Here is a 20,285-nt window from a genome sequence, read left to right on the forward strand (position 1 = left end):
CTGGGCGTCGTCGCCTTCATCTTCCGGCCCGGCGCCAAGAAGGCCGCCGATGATGCCGCAGCCATCCCCCTCAAGGAGGACTGAAATAATGGCGGACAAACACGTCGACGAAATCAGCGGCGTCGAGACCACCGGCCACGAGTGGGACGGTATCCGCGAGCTGAACAACCCGATGCCGCGCTGGTGGGTCTATACCTTCTATGCCACCATCGTCTGGGCGGTCGGTTACATGATCGTCTACCCCGCGGTGCCGTTGCTCACCGACGCGACCAAGGGCGTGCTCGGCTATTCGAGCCGCGCCGAAGTCAGCGCCGAACTTGCGAGTGCCAAGGCGGCACAGGCCGGCAATCTCGAAAAGATCGCCTCGAGCTCGCTCGCCGAGATCATGGCCGATCCGCAGCTGCAGCACTTCGCCGTTTCGGGCGGCGCCTCGGCCTTCAAGGTCAACTGCGCGCAGTGCCACGGCTCGGGCGCGGCCGGTTCGGCCGGCTTCCCGAACCTGAACGACGACGACTGGCTCTGGGGTGGCAAGCCCGAGGAGATCTACCAGACGATCGCCCACGGCATCCGCTACGCCGGCGACGACGACACCCGTGTCTCCGAAATGCCGTCCTTTGCCGAGATCCTCAAGCCCGAAGAGATCCGCCAGACGGCGGCCTATGTCGTGAGCCTCACCGGCACGCCGTCGGATGCGTCGATGGTCGCTCCGGGCAAGGCCCTGTTTGAAACCAACTGTGCGTCCTGCCACGGCGCTGACGCCAAGGGCAACCGCGAGTTCGGTGCGCCGGACCTCGCCGATGCGCTCTGGCTCAACGGCTCGAGTGAGCAGGCGATCATCGCCCAGATGAAGGCCCCCAAGCACGGCGTCATGCCCGCCTGGCTGCCACGCCTCGGCGACACTACGGTCAAGCAGCTCGCGGTGTTCGTGCATTCGCTGGGTGGAGGCGAGTAGTCCAGCGTCACGTAATGTGGCGGCCGCTCATCATCCGCGTGGTGAGGTGCCTTTCACCCGCGCGGTGAGCTGCCCCTCATCCGGCTGCCGCCACCTTCTCCCCGCGCGCGGGGAGAAGGGACAAGCCGCACCGGCTTCGCTCATCTCGGCGTCTTCGTCTTGCTCAGACAGGGCGGCAGGTTGGGACCTCTGGTTTGGAACCAGAGGGTGCGCCCAGCGTCTCTCTCCCCGCCTGCGGGGAAGATGTCCGGCAGGACAGTGAGGGGCAGTCTCAAGACCAGCAGGGTGGGCTGGCTGAGGGCAGGGCATCCGAAGGGTGCGGCCCTCTCTTTCCAGCGCGGGAGTCATCACGGCCGCGTCTCGCCGCCAACATGCCGCAACGTAACAGCCGCCAGCACGGCCATGATAGAGATGGCGATCGCGCAGATCGTTGCCGCGAGGTTGAAGCCGCTCAGGAATGCTGTCTGCGCCTGTTCCAGTACGCCTGCCGGCAGTTTGGCCGAGACAGACGCGGCACCCGCGAGGCTGTCCGACACCCGATGCTGGATATCGCCAGCGATGTTCCGGGTCTGCCCGGCCATCTCCGCGCGATAGACCGCCGTCGTCACGCTGCCGAGGGTGGCGATGCCGATGGCGAGGCCGAGTTCCTGGACGACCTCGGAGAGCGCTGATGCCGATCCGGCCTTTTCCGCAGGCGCGGCGCCGACGACGAGGTCGGTTCCAAGGGCTGCAATCGTGCCGAGGCCGAGATAAACAAGCGAGAACGACAGAGTGACCAGTGCAACCCCTTGCAGGCCGAGGTCCAGCTGCGTCAGGAGAAGGTATCCGGCGACCGACAGGGCGAGAGCGCCGGCGATTACGGGACCGGGATGAAGGCGCCGGGCAAGGAGCGGCGCCGTGATACCAGCGACCAGCATGGCGAGCGCCGGCGGCCCCATTCTCAGGCCCGCCTCAAGCGGCGGCAGCCCGGCGACAAGCTGCAGATACTGCGTGACGAGCAGCATCGTGCCGCCGACGCCGACAAGACCGATCAGGAGCACCATGAGCGCGGTGCTGAAGGTGCGGCTCGAAAACAGCGATAAGTCGACGAGCGGGTTGCGGATCCGGCCCTGCCTGCGGACGAAAATCACCGCAAACAGCAACCCGGCGACAAGGGCGAACGTTGCGCCAGCGGTAAGGCCGTGCTTGGCGATCTGCTTGACGCCGTAGACGATTGGCAGCAGCGCGGCGATCGAAAGCGCGACGCTTCCGATATCAAGATGGCCGCCATGCGGGGCGCGGTATTCGGGCAGCAGCAAGGGGGCTGCGACGAGCAGCAGCCCGATGATCGGCAACGCCACCAGAAAGGCGGAGCCCCACCAGTAGCGCTCCAGAAGCACGCCGCCGACAATGGGGCCTGCGGCCATGCCGAGTGCGAACATCGTCGCCCACACGCCGATGGCCAGCGCCCGTTGATGGGGGTTTTGAAACATGTTGCTGATCAATGCGAGTGTCGGCGGCATCAGGGTGGCGCCGGCGATGCCGAGTAATCCGCGCGCGGCAATCAGCATCGGGGCGCTGGTGGAACAGGCGGCCATGACCGAGGCTGCCCCGAACGCCGCCGCGCCGATCATCAGCAGTTTGCGCCGGCCGATGCGATCGCCGAGCGTGCCCATGGTGATGAGAAAGCCGGCGATCATGAAGCCATAGGCGTCGACGATCCAGAGCGCCTCAGAACTTGTCGGCTGAAGATCGGCGGCGAGCGCGGGAAGCGCGAGGTGAAGCAGCGTGACGTCGAGGCCGAGCAGCATGGTCGGAAGCGCCAGAAGGGCAAGGCCTGTCCATGCGCGCGGACCGGCGCGGACGTCGGACGGCTGTGCTTGAAAGTCCGGATCAACGGATGGTTCGTTCAGGGCGGTCAAGGGTGGTCTCCGGTTTGCCTGTTGCGGAAGCCCCATCTTCAGGGCAGAATTATCCCGGTACAATTTTGCTATTTATCCTATTACTGGAGGCAACCGCTTGAGCGACCGAAGCCTTGGCCGCACCAAGGACGATCTGTCAGCGTTCCTGATGCGCCACCGTATGCGGCTGGCGCCTGCCGATGTCGGGCTGCCGGTAACAGGACGAAGGCGCACGCCGGGGCTTAGGCGCGAGGAGGTGGCGGCGCTCGCCGGCGTCGGGCTCACCTGGTACACCTGGTTCGAGCAGGGGCGCGACATCAAGGTGTCGGAGGCGTTCCTGTTGAACGTGGCCCGGGCGCTAAGGCTCGACGACGCCGAATGCAGCCACTTGTTCCTGCTCGCCCACCGGCGACCGCCGCCACCGGAGGCGCACCAGCGGGTTTCGGTTTCGCCCCTCGTTCAGCAGATGATGGACGAGCTTTCGACGCGGCCCGCCTATGTGGTGAACCTGCGCGCCGACGTCGTCGCCTGGAACGCCGCTGCGGACAGTCTGTTCGATTTCAGCGTCCTAGCGCGTGAGTCCCGCAATATCCTGCGGATGGTGTTTACCGATCCCCTCATGCGCTTGAGGCTTTCGGAATGGCGCGCCGAAGCGCCGAAGCTCCTCGCTCAGTTGCGCTATGATTTTGCGGTGACGCCGGATGACCCGTTGATGCTGGCTCTGGTCGAGGACTTGAAAGCACTCTCTGGCGACTTCAGGCGCTGGTGGCAGGCGCCTGCTTCGGGTGAGCCGCAGCGTGGGATAGCCTCGCTGACAACGGCCAAGGCAGGGAAGCAGGCGTTTCGCCACGAGACGCTCCTGGTGGATGAGCACCGACACCTTCGCATGGTGGTCTATTTTTTAGAGCCGCAGTCAGACTGATAGCCATCAGTGGCGCGCAGCACCGGTGCGCCCCAACCGCATATTCGATCGTCGCTTTTCCAAGGGAGACGCACGAAGATTCAGTGTGTTACGGCGATTCTTGCATGTCAGGTGCGATGGGCGGTGCCGTCGGCTTTCTTTATTCCAGTGCCGCTGCGATGGTCGCGCCGACCACGACGCTTGAAATCGCCGTGCCGAGCAGCAGCGAGGTGTTGACCGGCTTCTTGACGACAGTGCCGAAATTGAAAAGGTTCATCGGCAAAAGGTGAAAGCCACCGCCCTCAGGCTTGCTTTGCGGCGCCTCCATGAAGCACTCGTCGTCGAACCAGACCCAGTCGTCGCGCCAGGTCCAGCAGCCGTGCTGGCGATAGACATTGGCGACCCGTTCGGCAAAAGCCTTGTCGGCGGGCAGGCGGACGTAGTCCTGCGGCTTGCGGCTGAAATACTGCATGGCGAGCGGCATCGAGCGCTCGGTGCAATAGTTGGACATCCAGAGCTTGAAGCCGATTTCGTCGCGCAGCCGGTCGAGCACGCGGAAGACCTGCACATGGTCCTCGTGGCCGTATTCGCCCCAGGGATTGTGGGTGAAGACGTTCATGTCCGGCTTCAAAAGCGGCAGCAGGGTGCGATAGAGCGTTTCGTAATTGTCGCGGTAGGCCCCGGCGATCGGCCGGGTGGAATGGCGGAAATTGCCGGGCATGATCTGCGACAGCGACTTCTTGACGATGCGCTTGGCTTCTCGGCGGGTTCCCTCGGTGCCGAATTCCATGCCGAACGGGCCGGGCTTCGGGTTCGTCCAGTCGGCGCAGTCGAAAGAACCGGTTTCCTCCATTTCGAGGAAGCGCACGTTGCCGCGCGGATAGGCCCTGACCGCCGCCGTGCGCGCTTCGCCCATCTGCGGCTCCGACCAGATGTCGCGGTAAAGAATGATCACCTGATCGACCTTGTTCAGGATCGACGTGAACCACAGCAATTCGTCGTCGGGATGGGCGCCGATGATGACGGAGTTCTTCAGGAAATCGTGTGTGTCGGCCATGCTTCGAGCGCCCCGGTGTTCGTCGCGCGCAATTCTGGCGTGCAGAGATTAAACCGGGGTAAAGCGGACGTGCGTGTCCACAGCGGATCGAAGCACTTGCCGTTGCCTTTTCGTTGCTGGCTCGGTCTTGGTGGTCAACCGTGGAACGCGGGCGTCACCAGATCTTCCCTCATTTCTGTGCCCGTCACAGAAATCCAGCCGCGCCGTGTCGGCGGCGCGAGAAACGCGGGAGCCGTCAGTCTTGACCCAGAGTCAATCGCCGTGCGGACGCACGGCTGCTGGATCTCTGTGACGAGCACAGAGATGAGGGAGGAGAGGAGGTGTGCGCTGTAACTCCAGTCATACCTCCATCACATAGTCGCCTTTGCCCTCATTCCGCCGGTCCGAGTGTGCAAGCCTTACTGCGCTGACCAGACCGCCAGCTCGTATCCGTCCGGATCGGCGAAGTGGAAGCGCCGGCCGCCGGGGAAGGTGAAGATCGGTGCCACGATCCTGCCGCCGGCCTTTTCGACGCGGGCGAGCATGTCCTCGAGATTGTCGGCATAAAGAATGATCAGCGGTCCGCCGTTCCTGACCGGACCGGTGGTGGTGAAGCCGCCGGTCAGCCGGCCGTCCTGGAATTCGCAGTATTCCGGGCCGTAGTCGGTGAAGGTCCAGCCAAAGGCGCCGCCGTAGAAAGCCTTGGCTGCTGCGATGTCGGAGACGTTGAACTCGACATAGTCGATGCGGCTGTTGTTGCCCTTGTTACCCATTTTCCTACCTGTCTTTTCCAGATTCCATGAGAGCTTTCAAAGTGGCGAGATCCTTCGCCACCCAGTTGATATCGCCGGCAAACTGCGCGTCGCTCATGCCGGGCTGGCGCAGAAGCGTGAACATCACCTCGGCACCATCGCCGTTCGGCACGACGCGCAGCGCATTGTGGACCACGGTGCCGTCTTCGAGCTCCACCACATGATCGACGACGCCGAAGTCGTTCTGTGGGGCAAAGCGTACGCGGGCGTTGCCAAGCGGGCCGGCGGCCAGCCACTCATCGCCGTCGCGTGTCAGGCCTGACGACAGGCCAGAGGCCCAGAGCGGCATTTTCTCGTGTGCCGCCATGAATGCATAGACCTCGCGCCAGTCGCGCGCGATCGTGATGTGAATGATCTTCGTTTCGTGTGTTGCCATGCTTCGTTCTCCTGCTTCCGGGATAGCACGGGTGAACCATCCGGTCTTGAACGAAACGGCCAGTCAGGCGGCTGCGGCGCGGGCAGCAAGAAACGCGTCAGGCGGCCTGGCGATGAGGGTTGAGCTGGCTGCGGATTTCGGCCGGGGACAGCGACGTCAACGCCCTGGCTTCACGGGTGAGATGCGCCTGGTCGGCGTAACCGGCATCAAGGGCAAGCGCGCCGAGGTTTATCGATGGCTCGCTTCGGCATGTATCCAGGAAGCGCTGCAGGCGCAGGATGCGATCGAGCGTCTTTGCGCCATAACCGAAGTGCTCGTGGCAGCGGCGGCGAAGCGTTCGCTCGCTGGTGCCGGTGGATGCGGCCAATGATCGGATCGGATTGTCCTCTGACTGTCGATGCCGTTCGAGGTGGGTGAGGCAAGCGGCGATATCGCTCGGCGGCGGGTTGACCGCAGCCAGGCGCTGCAGCACCGCTTCCGCCAGAATTTCGCCGCGCTGGGTCGTGCCGCGGGCCTCGTGCAGCCTCGCATCGAGTTCTGCCGCGTGCCTCCCCCAGAAGGCGTCGAGCGGGACGAGGTTGCCGGTGATCTCAAAAAGCGAGGTGCGCAGGAAAGAGGCGGCCACCCCCGGCCGAAAGCGCAGGCCGACGACCGTCGCGCCAGGCGCAATGACAGGGAAGGCAGCGGTGCGGTCGGGTCCGACGACCACGAGGCCATAATCGGACCAGAGGATATCGACGCAGCCGTCGGGCACGACCGCCATGCGCGCGGCCGGCCCGTCAGGCATCTCGTGGCTCCAGAGGCATTCGACATGCCCCGACAGCGCGGATGGCGCGGCGCGTTCCAGATAGACGCCGTGCTTTTTTGCCAGTTTCAGCCTTGTCGATGTCAGCGGCCCGTTGGAGCCGTCCATGCCTTTTCCTCCACGCTTCGTCCCATGCCGAGCGCCTCTTCGCGCGACCAGATCTCGCCGTCGATCTGGCCCTGCAGCTCGGGATAGTCGGCCGCGTGGAACACGGGCTCGATACCCTGCCGGCGCTGGGCGAAATAGTCCTTCGTCAGCTTGGCAATGGTACCGGACAGAAGCACGATGGCAATGAGGTTGATGGTCGCCATCAGGCCCATGGAGGCATCCGCCGCGTCGAAGACGGTGGTGATGCTTTCCGAAGCACCCCAGACGACCATGGCGAGCACGGCTGAGCGCATGATCAGGACACCGAGGCGGTTGGCGCCGCCGAGATAGGTGAGGGCGTTCTCCGCATAGGAATAGTTGCCGATGATCGAGGTGAAGGCGAAGAAGAAGATCGCGATCGCGATGAAGTAGCTGCCGGCCCAGCCGATGTGCACGTTCATGGCGGCCTGCGTCAGCTGCGTGCCGGTGACGCCGGAGCCGGGCTCGAGCGTGCCGGAAAGCAGGATCATGACCGAGGTCGCGGTGCAGATCAGGATGGTGTCGATGAAGACGCCGAGCGACTGCACGAAGCCCTGCGAGGCCGGGTGGTGCGGCACGGGCGTTGCGACCGCGGCAATGTTCGGGGCCGAGCCCATGCCGGCCTCGTTGGAAAAGAGGCCGCGCTTGACGCCGTTCATCATGGCCGCGGTCACGCTGCCGGCCACACCGCCAGCCGCTTCCTGCAGGCCGAAGGCGCTGGAAATGATGGTCCACAGAACGCTCGGAACGATCGCGGCATTGGCGATCAGCACGTAGATCGCCGTCAGGAGATAGGCGATCGCCATGAAGGGCACGACGATTTCGGCGACGCGGGCGATCTGGCGGATGCCGCCGAAGATAACGACGCCGGAGATGGCCGCGACCGCAAGACCGACGGCGATCTTCGGAACCCCGAAGGCGCCCTGGACGGCGTCGGCGATGGAATTGGCCTGCACGGCGTTGAAGACGAGGCCGAAGGACAGGATGAGGCAGACGGAGAAGATCGTCGCTGCCCAGGGGGCGTTGAGGCCGCGGGCGATGTAGAAGGCGGGGCCGCCGCGATATTGCCCGTTTTCGTTCTTGACCTTGTAGAGCTGCGCCAGCGCGCTTTCGGCATAGGCCGTCGCCATGCCGACGAGCGCCACCATCCACATCCAGAAGGTCGCCCCCGGACCGCCAAGATAGAGTGCGACCGCGACGCCCGCGAGGTTGCCGGTGCCGACGCGCGATGCGAGGCTGACGGTCAGCGCCTGGAACGGGCTGATGCCGGCTGCATCCTTCGAGCCGCCGCTGCTCAAGACCCGGAACATCTCGCCGAAATGCACGATCTGCGGAAAACCGAGGCGCAGCGTGAAATAGATGCCCACGGCGAGCAGGCCGTAGATCAGCACGTAGCCCCAAAAGATCGTGTTCAGAAAGCCGATGATCGTGTCCATGCGGTTCCTCATTGGTATTGCAAGGTATGGCGATGTGACGAACCGCGGTGCGGATCGGGTGGGAAAGACCGCGCACTTCTTCGGAAGCCTGGTCATTTCATGCGAAAGCGCTGGGCATTGCGTTCAACCGCCCGGGCGTTTCGACGCATGCAGGCGCTTTAGCCCGCAAACTTGACACAGATCAACGTTCTCCGGCGCCAAATCGGGCAAAACGATGCGCAATACATGACATATCCGGGGATTTCCCACAAATGAACCCTCAATCCGCCGCAAATCCAGCCTCCGTCGAACGTCACGAGGCCGAACCGGTCAATGCGGCGCATGTGCGCAAGCCGCTCTACGAAAAGCGCAAGAAGATCTTCCCGAAGCGGGCCGAAGGCAGCTTTCGCCGCTTCAAGTGGCTGGTGATGCTGGTCACGCTCGGCATCTACTATCTGACGCCCTGGATCCGCTGGGATCGCGGCGAGCATGCGCCCGACCAGGCGGTGCTTGTCGATATTGCCGCCCGCCGCTTCTATTTCTTCTTCATCGAGATCTGGCCGCAGGAATTCTTCTTCGTCGCCGGCCTGCTCGTCATGGCCGGTTTCGGGCTGTTCCTGGTGACGTCAGCCGTCGGCCGCGCCTGGTGCGGCTATACCTGTCCGCAGACTGTGTGGGTCGATCTCTTCCTGGTGGTCGAGCGCTACATCGAGGGCGACCGCAATGCCCGCATGAAGCTCGACGCCGGCCCGTGGACCGTCGACAAGGTGGTCAAGCGGGTGTCGAAGCATTCGATCTGGATCCTGATCGGCATTGCCACCGGCGGCGCATGGATCTTCTATTTCGCCGACGCGCCGACGCTGCTCAAAAGTTTCGTTTCGCTGCAGGCGCCCATGGTCGCCTACATGACCGTCGCGATCCTGACGGCGACGACCTATGTCTTCGGCGGGCTGATGCGCGAGCAGGTGTGTACCTACATGTGCCCGTGGCCGCGCATCCAGGCGGCGATGCTCGACGAGAATTCGCTTGTCGTCACCTACAACGACTGGCGCGGCGAGCCGCGCTCGCGCCACCAGAAGAAGGCGCAAGCGGCCGGCGAGAGCGTCGGCGATTGCGTCGATTGCAACGCTTGTGTCGTCGTCTGTCCGATGGGTATCGACATTCGCGACGGCCAGCAGCTCGAATGCATCACCTGCGCGCTCTGCATCGACGCCTGCGACGGCGTCATGGACAAGCTCGGGCGCGAGCGCGGGCTGATCTCCTACGCGACGCTCAACGACTATGCCGCCAACATGGCGCTCGCCACCAACGGCGGTACGGCCGCGATCGACCCAGCCCGGGTGCGCGACGCCGAAGGCAATTTTTCCGACAAGGTGCGCCACTTCAACTGGAAGATCGTCTTCCGTCCGCGGGTGCTTCTCTATCTCGGCGTCTGGACGCTGGTCGGCATCGGGCTCATCTACGCGCTCCTGTCGCGCGATCGGCTGGAACTCAATGTCCTGCATGATCGCAACCCGCAATACGTGGTCGAATCCGATGGTTCGGTGCGCAACGGCTACATGGTCAAGCTCTTGAACATGATCCCCGAGCAACGCACCATCACGCTTGCCATCGACGGCCTGCCTTCGGCGACGATGCGCATCGCCGGCCAGGCGCCGGGGGACGGCCGCACATTCGATATCGGCGTCGATCCGGACAAGGTGACAGCAGTGAAAGTGTTCGTGACGCTGCCGAAGGACAAGTTGTCCGAAGCGGGCGATGGTTTCAGCCTGATCGTCGAGGACCCGTCGAGCCGCGAGCGCGACGTCTACAAGGCCAATTTCAACAGCCCGGGAGCCGCGAAATGACGATGAACCAGGCAGGGGGCAATCAGGCAGGGGTGAAACAGCCAAAGGCGCCGCGCCCCTTCACCGGCTGGCACATGCTCGGCGTCATGGTGCTGTTTTTCGGTACGATCATCACCGTCAACCTGATCATGGCCTGGAACGCCAGCCACAGCTGGAGCGGGCTGGTGGTGCAGAACACCTATGTCGCGAGCCAGCAGTTCAACGGCAAGGTGAAAGAGGCCAAGGCCTATGTCGCCGAAGGCCTTGAGGGCAAGCTCGGTGTCGAGAAGCAAGCGCTTCGCTACACGCTGACGCGCCGGGGCAATCCGGAGATGACCGCCGACAAGGTGGTCGCTGTCTTGAAGCGCCCGGTGGAAGAGCATGAGGACGTCACCGTCGAGATGGCGCATCAGGGCGAGGGCGTGTTCGTTGCCGCCACCGCCTTGAAGCGTGGCCAATGGATCGCCGACATCACCGCGACCTCGGGCGATACCGTCGTCTATCGCCAGGCGGTCCGCTTCATCGTGCCGGGAGATGGGCAATGAGCTGCTGCGCGCCGGGAAGCGAAACGGCACTGGAGGTTGTTCGGGCGGGGCAGGGATTGCCGACGTCGGAAGAACTCTGGCTGATGAGCAGGACGCTCGGCGGCGGGCTGCGACAGACCGATCTGAGCGTCCCCGGCGTGCACTGCGGCGCCTGCATCACCACCCTTGAAGGCGCGCTGAAGACGCTGCCCCAGGTGGAGCGCGCCCGCGTCAATCTTTCGTCGCGCCGCGTCTCGATCGTCTGGAAGGAAGAGCTGGACGGTGCGCGCACCGATCCCCAGGAGCTCGCCCGCGCCATCCGCGCGCGCGGCTACGAGACCCATCTCTTCGCGCCCGGCGAAGAGGGTGGCGACCAGACGCTGAAGCAGCTGGTGCGCGCCGTCGCCGTCGCCGGCTTCGCCTCGGCCAACATCATGCTTTTGTCCGTTTCCGTCTGGTCGGGGGCGGAAGCCGCCACGCGGGACCTCTTCCACTGGATTTCGGCGCTGATCGCCGCGCCGACCTTGATCTATTCGGGACGCTTCTTCTACGCGTCGGCCTGGAACGCGCTGAAGCACGGCCGCACCAACATGGACGTGCCGATTGCTCTGGCGATCACGCTCTCCTTCTCGATCTCGCTCTACGAAACCATCACCCACGGCACCCATGCCTGGTTCGACGGCACGGTGATGCTGCTGTTCTTCCTGCTGATCGGCCGCACCCTCGACCACATGATGCGCGGACGCGCCCGTTCGGCGATCAGCAGCCTGGCGCGCCTTTCGCCGCGCGGCGCCATGGTGCTCGATGCCGAGGGTGGCCGCGAGTATCGCCCTGTCGACGAGATCAAGCCGGGCGAACGGTTGGCGATATCCGCCGGCGAGCGCATTCCCGTCGACGGCCGCATTCTCCTGGGTGCCAGCGATCTCGACCGCTCGATCGTCAATGGCGAGAGCGCACCCGCGCCGGTCAAGGTCGGCGACGCCGTGGAGGCGGGTACCTTGAACCTCACGGGACCGCTGACGATCGAGGCAACGGCGGCGGCGCGCGATTCGCTGCTGGCCGAAATCATGGGGCTGATGGAAGCGGCCGAAGGGGGCAGGGCGCGCTACCGCCGCATTGCCGACCGGGCGGCGCAGTATTATTCGCCGGCGGTGCATCTGCTCGCGCTCCTGAGCTTCATCGGCTGGATGTTCGTCGACGGCGATTTCCACCATGCGATGCTGGTCGCCGTCGCGGTGCTGATCATCACCTGCCCCTGCGCGCTCGGGCTTGCGGTGCCGGTCGTCCAGGTGATCGCCGCCGGCCGGCTCTTCCAGAATGGCGTCATGGTCAAGGACGGTTCGGCCATGGAGCGGCTGGCCGAGATCGATACGGTGCTGCTCGACAAGACCGGCACGCTGACGGTCGGCGAGCCACGATTGATCAATGGGGCGGACATCCAGCCATCGGCGCTCTTGACGGCGGCGGGGCTTGCCGTGCATTCGCGCCATCCGCTGGCTATGGCCATCCACGACGCTGCAAAGCTTGCGCCGGTCATTGCCGGCGACATCCGGGAAATCCCCGGTGCCGGCATCGAGGCGCAGACGGAGGCCGGTCTCTACCGTCTCGGCAGCCGCGCCTTTGCCTGCGGCGATGCCGGTGAGGCGAGCGGCCAGTCGGAAGCGATCCTGTCGCTCGACGGTCGCGCGCTTGCGTGTTTCCGCTTCGAGGATCGGCTGCGGCCGTTCGCGCGCGAAAGCATCGACGAGCTTGGCCGGCTCGGGCTTTCGACCGGCATCCTTTCCGGCGACCGCGAACCCGTCGTCGCCGGCCTCGCGGCGCGCGTCGGCATCGAACGGTTCAAGGCGGAACTGACGCCGCGCGGCAAGGTGGATGAATGCGCGGCTGCTGCCGAAGGCGGCCACCGCGTGCTGATGGTCGGTGACGGTATCAACGACGCGCCGGCGCTGCGTGCCGCTCACGTCTCCATGGCGCCGGCAACGGCCGCCGATGTCGGCCGGCAGGCTGCAGACTTCGTCTTCCTGCACCAGGGGCTCAACGCCGTGCCGATGGCGATCGACACCTCGCGTCGGGCGGGGCAACTGATCCGGCAGAATTTCGTGCTGGCGATCGGCTACAACGTGATTGCAGTCCCGATCGCCATCCTCGGTTACGCCACGCCGCTGATTGCAGCCGTCGCCATGTCGACCTCTTCGGTGATCGTCGTCGTCAATGCCTTGCGTCTGAGGGCTGCCACCGGCAATGTCGCCGAAGCGGCGCCGGAACGGCCGGCGCAAGCCACCTTGCGGGCGCTCGGGAGCACCGGATGAACACGCTGATCTATCTCATTCCGATTGCGCTGTTTCTGGGTGCGGTCGGTCTGGTCGCCTTCCTCTGGGCGCTCAAGAGCGGCCAGTACGAAGATCTCGAGGGGGCTTCATGGCGGGTGCTCGACGATGGCGACGGCAAGCCTGAAAAGAAGTGATTTTGTCAGGAATCGCTTGTCGTTAATCGATTTGAATGCCAAAACAACCTCCGCCGTCGCTTCTCGCGCCCGGGCCTTCGACAGTGCCCCGCGCGAGCGGCGAAGTTCAATTCGAAGAGCCGGCTTTGACGCGTTTATCCCGATCGCGCCCGGCGCTTCTGTCCAATGGAGGCAATCACGTGTCACAGGCGGAAATCGGCCTAATCGGTCTCGGCGTCATGGGCTCGAACCTGGCGCTCAACATCGCTGAAAAAGGCAACAAGATCGCGGTCTTCAACCGCACCGTCGAAGCGACGCACAAGTTCTACGCGGAAGCAGGCGAGCTTCAGGGCCAGATCGTGCCCTGCGACACCATCGAAGAGTTTGTCGCCGCCATCCGCCCGCCGCGCCCGATCATCATCATGATCAAGGCCGGCGAGCCGGTCGACCAGCAGATGAAGATCCTCGAGCCGTACCTCGCCAAGGGCGACATCATGATCGATGCCGGCAACGCCAACTTCCGCGACACGATGCGCCGCTTCGAAGCGCTGAAGGACAGTGGCCTCACCTTTATCGGCATGGGTGTTTCCGGCGGTGAAGAAGGCGCGCGCCATGGTCCGTCGATCATGGTCGGCGGCAAGGAAGAGTCCTGGAAGCGCGTCGAGACCGTCCTGACCTCGATCGCGGCGAAGTACGAAAACGACCCCTGCGTTGCCTGGCTGGGCGAAAATGGCGCCGGCCATTTCGTCAAGACCATCCACAACGGCATCGAATATGCCGACATGCAGATGATCGCCGAAATCTACGGCATCCTGCGCGACGGCCTGAAGATGTCGGCGACCGAGATCGGCGAAGTCTTCGGCACCTGGAACAAGGGGCGCCTCAATTCCTACCTGATCGAGATCACCGAGAAGGTGCTGAAGGCCGCCGATCCGCTCACCGGCAAGCCGATCGTCGACCTGATCCTCGACAAGGCCGGCCAGAAGGGCACCGGCAAGTGGTCGGTGATCGAGGCGCAGAACATGGGCGTTCCGGCAACCGCGATCGAAGCGGCCGTTGCGGCGCGCAGCATCTCGTCCGCCAAGGAAGAGCGCGAAGCCGCCGAGAAGATCCTCGGACTGCCTGATGTCGGCGAGTTCAAGGTCGCCGACAAGGCAGCCTTCATCAAGGATCTGGAAAGCGCGCTGCTGGCCGCCAAGATTGGCGCCTATGCGCAAGGCTTCGCCGTCATGTCCGCGGCCTCCAAGGAGTTCAACTGGAACCTGCCGATGCCAACCATCGCCAAGATCTGGCGCGCCGGTTGCATCATCCGCTCGCAGTTCCTCGACGAAATCACCACAGCCTTCACCAAGGCGCCTGACGCCGCCAACCTGATCGTCACGCCTGCCTTCGCGGCCATGGTCAAGGAAACCGACGGGGCGTTGCGCCGAGTCGTTTCGGCTGCCGTTCTCGGCGGCCTGCCGGTGCCGGCGCTTGCCTCCGCACTCGGCTACTTCGACAGCTACCGCCGCGGCCGCGGCACTGCCAACGTCATCCAGGCCCAGCGCGACTTCTTCGGCGCCCACGGCTTCGACCGCGTCGACGGCGCCGACAGCCACCACGGCCCGTGGGGCAGCGGCCTCAACGGCTAAGGTACGACAAAGGACTTGAAACGGGGCGGCCATGGGTCGCCCCGTTTGCGTTGGGGCCGTCTTCTTGCGCGGCGATCAGGGCCCTGAAGGTTGTCGGCTGAGCGAAGGCCATGGGACCTTTGACCTCCGCCTATCGGACCAAAGTCCGATCGATTTCAAGCGGCAGGCCTTCTAAGCTCTTACTGTTGCTACGGCAACGCCTCACAAGCACCTAGTTTTTTGAGAACCGATTTAGAGTCGCGTCCTGTCGGCTGCATGTGCAGGGCAGGACCTGCTTGGGGATCCGATTTCCGCCGAGCGCAAGCGGATGTCGCGAAATGTTGGGCGCCGGCGCGCAGCGCCCAACTCGCGAAACGCGAGGATACGGATCGGCTTCGGTGGCCCAGCGGATCGTGACCGGTTCGGGCTACGTGGCGGGTGTCCGTTTGAAGTCGATGTCACGGGCCAGGCGTCGATGCGGGCGCTGACGGTGTCGATCCGGGATCGCTCGTCGGCCCCGGATTGGAACAGGACTTGATCGGCAGAATGGAAAAGGGTGCGGCAATCATCAGCATCACGATGATCAGCAGCAGCCGGTCGGTAAAGGCGGCCCGAAAAATCTGCAGCACGTAGTGCTTGGTCTTCATTGCCCACACGCTTTCATCGCCGAACGATGGCGGCAAGGCGCGGCAGAACTGAGGCGTCGCTCTTGATTTGCCTGCGGCGGCAAGGGCGCAGCATAAACGCAAAACTCTGCAGCGACCTTCGCGCGCCTGACAGGACGCGCGGGGCTCTAGCAGCGAGGTGGTACCCGCCGCCGAGCGCGCCGCCGGCGCGGCACGCTCGAGGGTGGATGACTAGCTCCTGAGGCCCGGGGCTTCCTGGCCGGTGCGCTCGACATATTCCGTGTAGCCGCCGCCATACTGGTGGATGCCTTCGGGCGTCAGTTCCAGCACGCGGTTGGAAAGGGCTGCGAGGAAGTGGCGGTCGTGAGAGACGAAAAGCATCGTGCCCTCATAGTCCGCCAGCGCCTTGATCAGCATTTCCTTGGTGTCGAGGTCGAGGTGGTTGGTCGGCTCGTCGAGCACCAAGAGGTTCGGCGGGTCGAACAGCATAATCGCCATGACGAGACGCGCCTTTTCGCCGCCCGAAAGCACCCGGCACTTCTTCTCGACATCGTCGCCGGAAAAGCCGAAGCAGCCGGCAAGCGCGCGCAGCGGCGCCTGGCCCGCCTGCGGGAAGGTGTCCTCGAGCTGCTGCAGCACCGTTCGGTCGCCGTCGAGCACGTCCATGGCGTGCTGGGCGAAGTAGCCCATCTTGACGCTGGCGCCGAGGGCGACATTGCCTTCGTCCGGCTCGGTCGAGCCGGCGACGAGCTTCAGCAGCGTCGACTTGCCGGCGCCGTTGATGCCCATGATGCACCAGCGCTCGCGGCGGCGGACCATGAAGTCCAGCCCCTCATAGATGCTGCGGCTGCCGTATTTCTTGTGCACGCCCTTGATGTTGATAACGTCTTCGCCGGAGCGCGGCGCCGGGCGGAATTCGAAGTTGACCGTCTGGCGGCGCTTCGGCGGCTCGACGCGATCGATCTTTTCGAGCTTCTTCACCCGGCTCTGCACCTGCGAGGCGTGCGAGGCGCGCGCCTTGAAGCGCTCGATGAACTTGATCTCCTTGGCAAGCATCGCCTGCTGGCGCTCGAACTGCGCCTGCTGCTGCTTCGCGTTCTGGGCGCGCTGCTGCTCGTAGAAACCGTAGTCGCCCGAATAGGCGTTGAGCTGGCCGGCGTCGATCTCGATGATCTTGGTGATGATGCGGTTCATGAACTCGCGGTCGTGCGAGGTCATCATCAACGCGCCGTCATAGTTCTTGAGGAAGTCCTCAAGCCAGATCAGGCTTTCGAGATCCAGGTGGTTGCTCGGCTCGTCGAGCAGCATCACGTCCGGCCGCATGAGCAGAATGCGGGCAAGTGCGACGCGCATCTTCCAGCCGCCCGAGAGCTTGCCGACGTCACCGTCCATCATTTCCTGGGAAAAGCTCAGGCCCGCCAGCACCTCGCGGGCGCGGCCCTCGAGCGCATAGCCGTCGAGCTCCTCGTAGCGTGCCTGCACCTCGCCGTAACGCTCGATGATCGCGTCCATTTCGTCGAGACGATCCGGATCGACCATGGCGGCTTCAAGCTCGCGCAGTTCGGCCGCGACTTCGCTCACCGGACCGGCGCCGTTCATGACCTCGGAAACCGCGCTGTTGCCGGACATCTCGCCGACGTCCTGGTTGAAGTAGCCGATGGTGATGCCCTTATCGACGGCGACCTGGCCCTCGTCCGGGATCTCTTCGCCGGTGATCATGCGAAAGAGCGAGGACTTGCCGGCGCCGTTCGGACCGACGAGGCCGACCTTTTCGCCGCGGTTGAGCGCGGCGGAGGCTTCGATGAAGAGGATGCGGTGGCTGAGCTGCTTGCTGATATTTTCGATACGGATCATGTCTGCGGTAGCCTGAAGGGAGGAGCGGGGCGCGCCCGCGCCCATTTGTTGCCCCGGCCTGTCGCAGGTTTCTGCGTCACAAGCAAGGCTTGAGGGCGTTTCCACGTCGTTTCATAGGGCGCCGGATAACCTGCGGCATGATCGATGGCAGGGGCAGGCCATGTATTAGGTCCTCATTCCTGTGCTTGTCACAGGAATCCAGTCAGCCCAAGTCCTTGGGCTGAAATGACTCTTCCGCGCCGCGGACGCGGCGCTGCTGGATCCCTGTGACGGGGCACAGGGATGAGGGTGGAGAGCTGTTCGCCAGCCCTTGCGCTATTGTGCCGGTCGGCTCAGGCCCGCAAACCGCGCGTGATCGGCGGCTGGAATTCCGGCTGGCTGAGGCTCTGCAGCATTTCCGGCGGCTGGCCGTCGATGTGGCCGATAACGGCCTTGGCGAGTTCCCGGCCGGCAATGCGGATGTCCTCATACATGGTCATGACCTCCGGGCGCAGCCAGCGCAGGAAGTCGCTCGGGGACTTCGAGACCATGTCGCAGTCTTCGACGAGCTTCTTCTTGGCCATCTCCAGCCCGGCGATCAGCGCGATCGCGCCGGAGCCGCTGCCCGAGACGATGCCGTCGGGCGCGTCGTCTGAGCGCATCAGCACCTCGAAGGCGTCGCGGATCTCGACCAGCGAGTGGTCGATGTTGGTCTGGTGGAAGCCGACCGCATCCGCCTGGAAGTCCCGCAGGCCGCGTTCGAAGCCGGCGCGCATGTGCGAATAGAAGGTGAGGTGCGGAGGCGGCTCGAGCAGCACCAGCTTGCGCCGGCCACGCGCCACCAGCTTGCGCACCGCCTCATAGGCGAAACGCTCGTTGTCGAAGTCGTGATAGGGGTGGACGATGCCCATCTCGGTGCGGCCGTGGGTGACGAAGGGCAGGCCGCGTTCGGTCAGCAGCGCCACGCGCGGATCGTGCGGCTCGGTGCGCGAGATGATCACGCCGTCGGCAGCACCCGTGTCGAGGATGTAGCGGATCGGCGCCATCGCGTCCTTGACGGCGCTATAGGGTGTGACGACCAGATGATAGGGCGTGCCGGCGAGGATCTCGGTGATGCCGACGACCATCGGGCTGGTGATGCCCATGATCTCTTCCTCAAGCGTCAGGACGAGACTGATGACGTTGGTCTTGCCGGTGCGAAGCCGCACCCCGGCGCGGTTCGGCTGGTAACCGATCTGCTTGGCGACGAGGCGGACGCGTTCCTTGGTCTCCGCGCCGATATCGGGCGCGTCCTTCAAGGCGCGCGACACGGTCGTGATGCCGAGCCCGGTCATGAAAGCGATCGTCTTCAGCGTCGGCCGGCCACCATCCGGCGGCGGCGTCAGCGGCCTGTTTTTCGTCTTGCTGTCCATTGCCGTCACCCGCCCACTCTCTGCTCGCGCTGAGCCAACCTTGCCCGGTTGGCCGCAGACACGTCGGTTCGGCCCTGTCCATCGCGCCGTCGCCTTCTTGCTTCCTCGCCTTATATACGAAATGTCGCTGTCGGCTATGCTGCTTTGGACGGATAAATTTGCTTCAAATCTGTAACGATACAGTCGCGATGTCGAGCATTTTCGTTGCTGCAGTGCGAAAGATGGAGCCGCCTGGTTGAATCGCACTCCCAGGCCTCCGTTTGCTGCACCTGCGAGACAAGGAACAATGCAATTTGACAGGGGGTGTGCGAAAACCCGCTTAATCTCAGTATTATAGGCGATTGAGGGTCGATTGGTTCGCCGGATCACGCCGCATCCCAAGCGCTTCGAATGCCTTCTGTCATCTGCACGCAATGGCTGTTTTTTAAGATTCTGTTTAAATCGATTGTGGTGGGTGTTGCGTCCTGTAATCGATTGCACTAAGTTTTTTACGGTAACGTTACAGTGAGGGAGGAGACTCATGAAACTACGTTCTTTCGCAGCCATGCTCGCAACCGCCGTGGCCCTGCCGCTCGGTGCAGCCAGCGCCGCCGATCTTGAAGTAACCCATTGGTGGACATCCGGCGGCGAAGCGGCCGCGGTGGCGGAACTCGCCAAGGCCTTCGATGCGACCGGCAATCACTGGGTCGATGGAGCGATCGCCGGCTCCGGCGGCACCGCCCGCCCGATCATGATCAGCCGCATCACCGGCGGCGACCCGATGGGCGCCACGCAGTTCAACCACGGCCGTCAGGCCGAGGAACTGGTTCAGGCCGGGCTGATGCGCGATCTGACCGATGTCGCGACCCGCGAGCACTGGAAGGACATCATCAAGCCGGCGAGCCTGCTCGATTCCTGCACGATCGACGGCAAGATCTATTGCGCGCCGGTCAACATCCACTCCTGGCAGTGGCTGTGGCTGTCGAACGCGGCCTTCAAGACGGCCGGCGTCGAGGTCCCGAAGAACTGGGATGAATTCGTTGCCGCTGCACCGGCGCTCGAAAAGGCCGGTATCGTGCCGCTCGCCGTCGGCGGTCAGCCGTGGCAGGCCGCCGGTGCCTTCGACGTCTTGATGGTGGCGATCGCCGGCAAGGACACCTTCCAGAAGGTCTTTGGCGACAAGGACGAGGACGTCGCCGCAGGCCCCGAGATCGCCAAGGTCTTCAAGGCGGCCGACGACGCCCGCCGCATGTCCAAGGGCTCCAATGTCCAGGACTGGAACCAGGCGACCAACATGGTCATCACCGGCAAGGCCGGCGGCCAGATCATGGGCGACTGGGCGCAGGGTGAATTCGCGCTTGCCGGCCAGAAGGCCGGTACGGACTACACCTGCCTGCCGGGCCTCGGCGTCAACGAGATCATCTCGACCGGCGGCGACGCCTTCTACTTCCCGCTTCTGAAGGACGAGGAAAAGTCGAAGGCACAGGAAGCGCTCGCTTCGACGTTGCTCGACCCGAAGACCCAGGTTGCGTTCAACCTCAAGAAGGGCTCGCTGCCGGTGCGCGGCGACGTCGACCTGGCGGCAGCGAACGACTGCATGAAGAAGGGCCTTGATATCCTTGCCAAGGGCAACGTGATCCAGGGCACCGACCAGCTGCTTTCGGCCGACAGCCAGAAGCAGAAGGAGGACCTGTTCTCCGAATTCTTCGCCAACCCGTCGATCACGCCG

Annotated in this window: 18 protein-coding genes; 9 read left to right on the forward strand and 9 right to left on the reverse strand. The window is 64.2% G+C overall.

Going from position 1 to position 20,285, the window contains the following annotated elements; all coding sequences use genetic code 11:
- Nucleotides 1-84, forward strand: an 84-nt coding sequence (locus VGO12_RS23420; protein WP_327495259.1) for a CcoQ/FixQ family Cbb3-type cytochrome c oxidase assembly chaperone, incomplete at its 5' end; no start/stop codon positions are given.
- Nucleotides 85-88: 4 nt separating this feature from the next.
- Nucleotides 89-952 (forward strand): cytochrome-c oxidase, cbb3-type subunit III, encoded by an 864-nt coding sequence (gene ccoP / locus VGO12_RS23425; RefSeq protein WP_327515133.1) that lies wholly within the window; start codon nt 89-91, stop codon nt 950-952.
- A 347-nt stretch (nt 953-1,299) separates the two neighbouring features.
- Here the strand turns inward: ccoP and VGO12_RS23430 are convergent, their stop codons facing one another.
- Entirely contained in the window at nt 1,300-2,853 is a 1,554-nt protein-coding gene (locus VGO12_RS23430; RefSeq protein ID WP_327515134.1) for an MFS transporter, read from the reverse strand.
- Nucleotides 2,854-2,950: 97 nt separating this feature from the next.
- Here VGO12_RS23430 and VGO12_RS23435 point away from each other — a divergent pair, with 97 nt between their 5' ends.
- Nucleotides 2,951-3,754, forward strand: coding sequence for a helix-turn-helix transcriptional regulator (locus tag VGO12_RS23435; protein ID WP_327515135.1), 804 nt, complete (start codon nt 2,951-2,953; stop codon nt 3,752-3,754).
- 139 nt (nt 3,755-3,893) lie between these two features.
- On the opposite strand, the gene VGO12_RS23440 is transcribed toward VGO12_RS23435, so the two are convergent.
- From VGO12_RS23440 to VGO12_RS23460, 5 genes are all read right to left on the reverse strand, one after another.
- Nucleotides 3,894-4,790 (reverse strand): hypothetical protein, encoded by an 897-nt coding sequence (locus tag VGO12_RS23440; RefSeq protein ID WP_327515136.1) that lies wholly within the window; start codon nt 4,788-4,790, stop codon nt 3,894-3,896.
- A gap of 398 nt (nt 4,791-5,188) precedes the next feature.
- On the reverse strand, nt 5,189-5,542 hold the full coding sequence (locus VGO12_RS23445; RefSeq protein ID WP_327515137.1) for a VOC family protein: 354 nt from the start codon (nt 5,540-5,542) through the stop codon (nt 5,189-5,191).
- Nucleotides 5,543-5,546: 4 nt separating this feature from the next.
- A complete protein-coding gene (locus VGO12_RS23450) occupies nt 5,547-5,957 on the reverse strand; it encodes an SRPBCC family protein (protein WP_327515138.1) in 411 nt (136 codons plus the stop codon).
- Between the two features lie 97 nt (nt 5,958-6,054).
- Nucleotides 6,055-6,870 (reverse strand): helix-turn-helix domain-containing protein, encoded by an 816-nt coding sequence (locus VGO12_RS23455; RefSeq protein ID WP_327515139.1) that lies wholly within the window; start codon nt 6,868-6,870, stop codon nt 6,055-6,057.
- Nucleotides 6,846-8,324, reverse strand: a complete 1,479-nt coding sequence (locus VGO12_RS23460; protein WP_327515140.1) for a sodium:alanine symporter family protein — start codon at nt 8,322-8,324, stop codon at nt 6,846-6,848. Before VGO12_RS23460 ends, VGO12_RS23455 begins: the two co-directional genes overlap by 25 nt.
- Before the next feature lie 251 nt (nt 8,325-8,575).
- Here VGO12_RS23460 and ccoG point away from each other — a divergent pair, with 251 nt between their 5' ends.
- The 5 genes from ccoG to gndA all read left to right on the forward strand — a co-directional run bounded on the left by ccoG (nt 8,576) and on the right by gndA (nt 14,727).
- Nucleotides 8,576-10,150, forward strand: a complete 1,575-nt coding sequence (gene ccoG / locus VGO12_RS23465; RefSeq protein ID WP_327515141.1) for a cytochrome c oxidase accessory protein CcoG — start codon at nt 8,576-8,578, stop codon at nt 10,148-10,150.
- A gap of 2 nt (nt 10,151-10,152) precedes the next feature.
- The gene (locus tag VGO12_RS23470; protein ID WP_327515149.1) at nt 10,153-10,674 is read left to right on the forward strand and encodes a FixH family protein; all 522 of its coding nucleotides are present in this window, start codon (nt 10,153-10,155) and stop codon (nt 10,672-10,674) included.
- Complete coding sequence (locus VGO12_RS23475; RefSeq protein WP_327515142.1) at nt 10,671-12,962, forward strand: cation-translocating P-type ATPase; 2,292 nt, start codon at nt 10,671-10,673, stop codon at nt 12,960-12,962. Before VGO12_RS23470 ends, VGO12_RS23475 begins: the two co-directional genes overlap by 4 nt.
- Nucleotides 12,959-13,117 carry a cbb3-type cytochrome oxidase assembly protein CcoS gene (gene ccoS, locus VGO12_RS23480; protein ID WP_327515143.1) on the forward strand — a complete coding sequence of 53 codons (159 nt, stop codon included), beginning with the start codon at nt 12,959-12,961 and terminating at the stop codon, nt 13,115-13,117. The genes VGO12_RS23475 and ccoS overlap by 4 nt, the downstream gene beginning before the upstream one ends.
- 179 nt (nt 13,118-13,296) lie before the next feature.
- On the forward strand, nt 13,297-14,727 hold the full coding sequence (gndA, locus tag VGO12_RS23485) for an NADP-dependent phosphogluconate dehydrogenase (RefSeq protein WP_327515144.1): 1,431 nt from the start codon (nt 13,297-13,299) through the stop codon (nt 14,725-14,727).
- A gap of 437 nt (nt 14,728-15,164) precedes the next feature.
- Here the strand turns inward: gndA and VGO12_RS23490 are convergent, their stop codons facing one another.
- The 3 genes from VGO12_RS23490 to VGO12_RS23500 all read right to left on the reverse strand — a co-directional run bounded on the left by VGO12_RS23490 (nt 15,165) and on the right by VGO12_RS23500 (nt 18,577).
- A complete protein-coding gene (locus VGO12_RS23490) occupies nt 15,165-15,353 on the reverse strand; it encodes a hypothetical protein (protein ID WP_327515145.1) in 189 nt (62 codons plus the stop codon).
- 210 nt (nt 15,354-15,563) lie between these two features.
- Nucleotides 15,564-17,186 (reverse strand): ABC-F family ATP-binding cassette domain-containing protein, encoded by a 1,623-nt coding sequence (locus tag VGO12_RS23495; protein ID WP_327515146.1) that lies wholly within the window; start codon nt 17,184-17,186, stop codon nt 15,564-15,566.
- A gap of 332 nt (nt 17,187-17,518) precedes the next feature.
- Nucleotides 17,519-18,577 carry a LacI family transcriptional regulator gene (locus VGO12_RS23500; RefSeq protein ID WP_327515147.1) on the reverse strand — a complete coding sequence of 353 codons (1,059 nt, stop codon included), beginning with the start codon at nt 18,575-18,577 and terminating at the stop codon, nt 17,519-17,521.
- A gap of 520 nt (nt 18,578-19,097) precedes the next feature.
- Here VGO12_RS23500 and VGO12_RS23505 point away from each other — a divergent pair.
- The coding region (locus VGO12_RS23505) for an ABC transporter substrate-binding protein (RefSeq protein ID WP_327515148.1) at nt 19,098-20,285 on the forward strand (1,188 nt) is incomplete at its 3' end.

The organism is Ensifer sp. (assembly GCF_035999135.1).
GTDB lineage: Bacteria > Pseudomonadota > Alphaproteobacteria > Rhizobiales > Rhizobiaceae > Ensifer.

Excerpts from the sequence above, each read along its gene's own strand:
- VGO12_RS23455 (WP_327515139.1), bottom strand. The coding sequence starts at position 6,870 with ATGGACGGCTCCAACGGGCCGCTGACATCGACAAGGCTGAAACTGGCA.
- VGO12_RS23460 (WP_327515140.1), bottom strand. The coding sequence starts at position 8,324 with ATGGACACGATCATCGGCTTTCTGAACACGATCTTTTGGGGCTACGTG.
- VGO12_RS23440 (WP_327515136.1), bottom strand. The coding sequence starts at position 4,790 with ATGGCCGACACACACGATTTCCTGAAGAACTCCGTCATCATCGGCGCC.
- VGO12_RS23470 (WP_327515149.1), top strand. The coding sequence starts at position 10,153 with ATGAACCAGGCAGGGGGCAATCAGGCAGGGGTGAAACAGCCAAAGGCG.
- VGO12_RS23450 (WP_327515138.1), bottom strand. The coding sequence starts at position 5,957 with ATGGCAACACACGAAACGAAGATCATTCACATCACGATCGCGCGCGAC.
- VGO12_RS23500 (WP_327515147.1), bottom strand. The coding sequence starts at position 18,577 with ATGGACAGCAAGACGAAAAACAGGCCGCTGACGCCGCCGCCGGATGGT.
- ccoG (WP_327515141.1), top strand. The coding sequence starts at position 8,576 with ATGAACCCTCAATCCGCCGCAAATCCAGCCTCCGTCGAACGTCACGAG.
- VGO12_RS23495 (WP_327515146.1), bottom strand. The coding sequence starts at position 17,186 with ATGATCCGTATCGAAAATATCAGCAAGCAGCTCAGCCACCGCATCCTC.
- VGO12_RS23475 (WP_327515142.1), top strand. The coding sequence starts at position 10,671 with ATGAGCTGCTGCGCGCCGGGAAGCGAAACGGCACTGGAGGTTGTTCGG.
- VGO12_RS23445 (WP_327515137.1), bottom strand. The coding sequence starts at position 5,542 with ATGGGTAACAAGGGCAACAACAGCCGCATCGACTATGTCGAGTTCAAC.
- VGO12_RS23490 (WP_327515145.1), bottom strand. The coding sequence starts at position 15,353 with ATGAAGACCAAGCACTACGTGCTGCAGATTTTTCGGGCCGCCTTTACC.
- ccoP (WP_327515133.1), top strand. The coding sequence starts at position 89 with ATGGCGGACAAACACGTCGACGAAATCAGCGGCGTCGAGACCACCGGC.
- ccoS (WP_327515143.1), top strand. The coding sequence starts at position 12,959 with ATGAACACGCTGATCTATCTCATTCCGATTGCGCTGTTTCTGGGTGCG.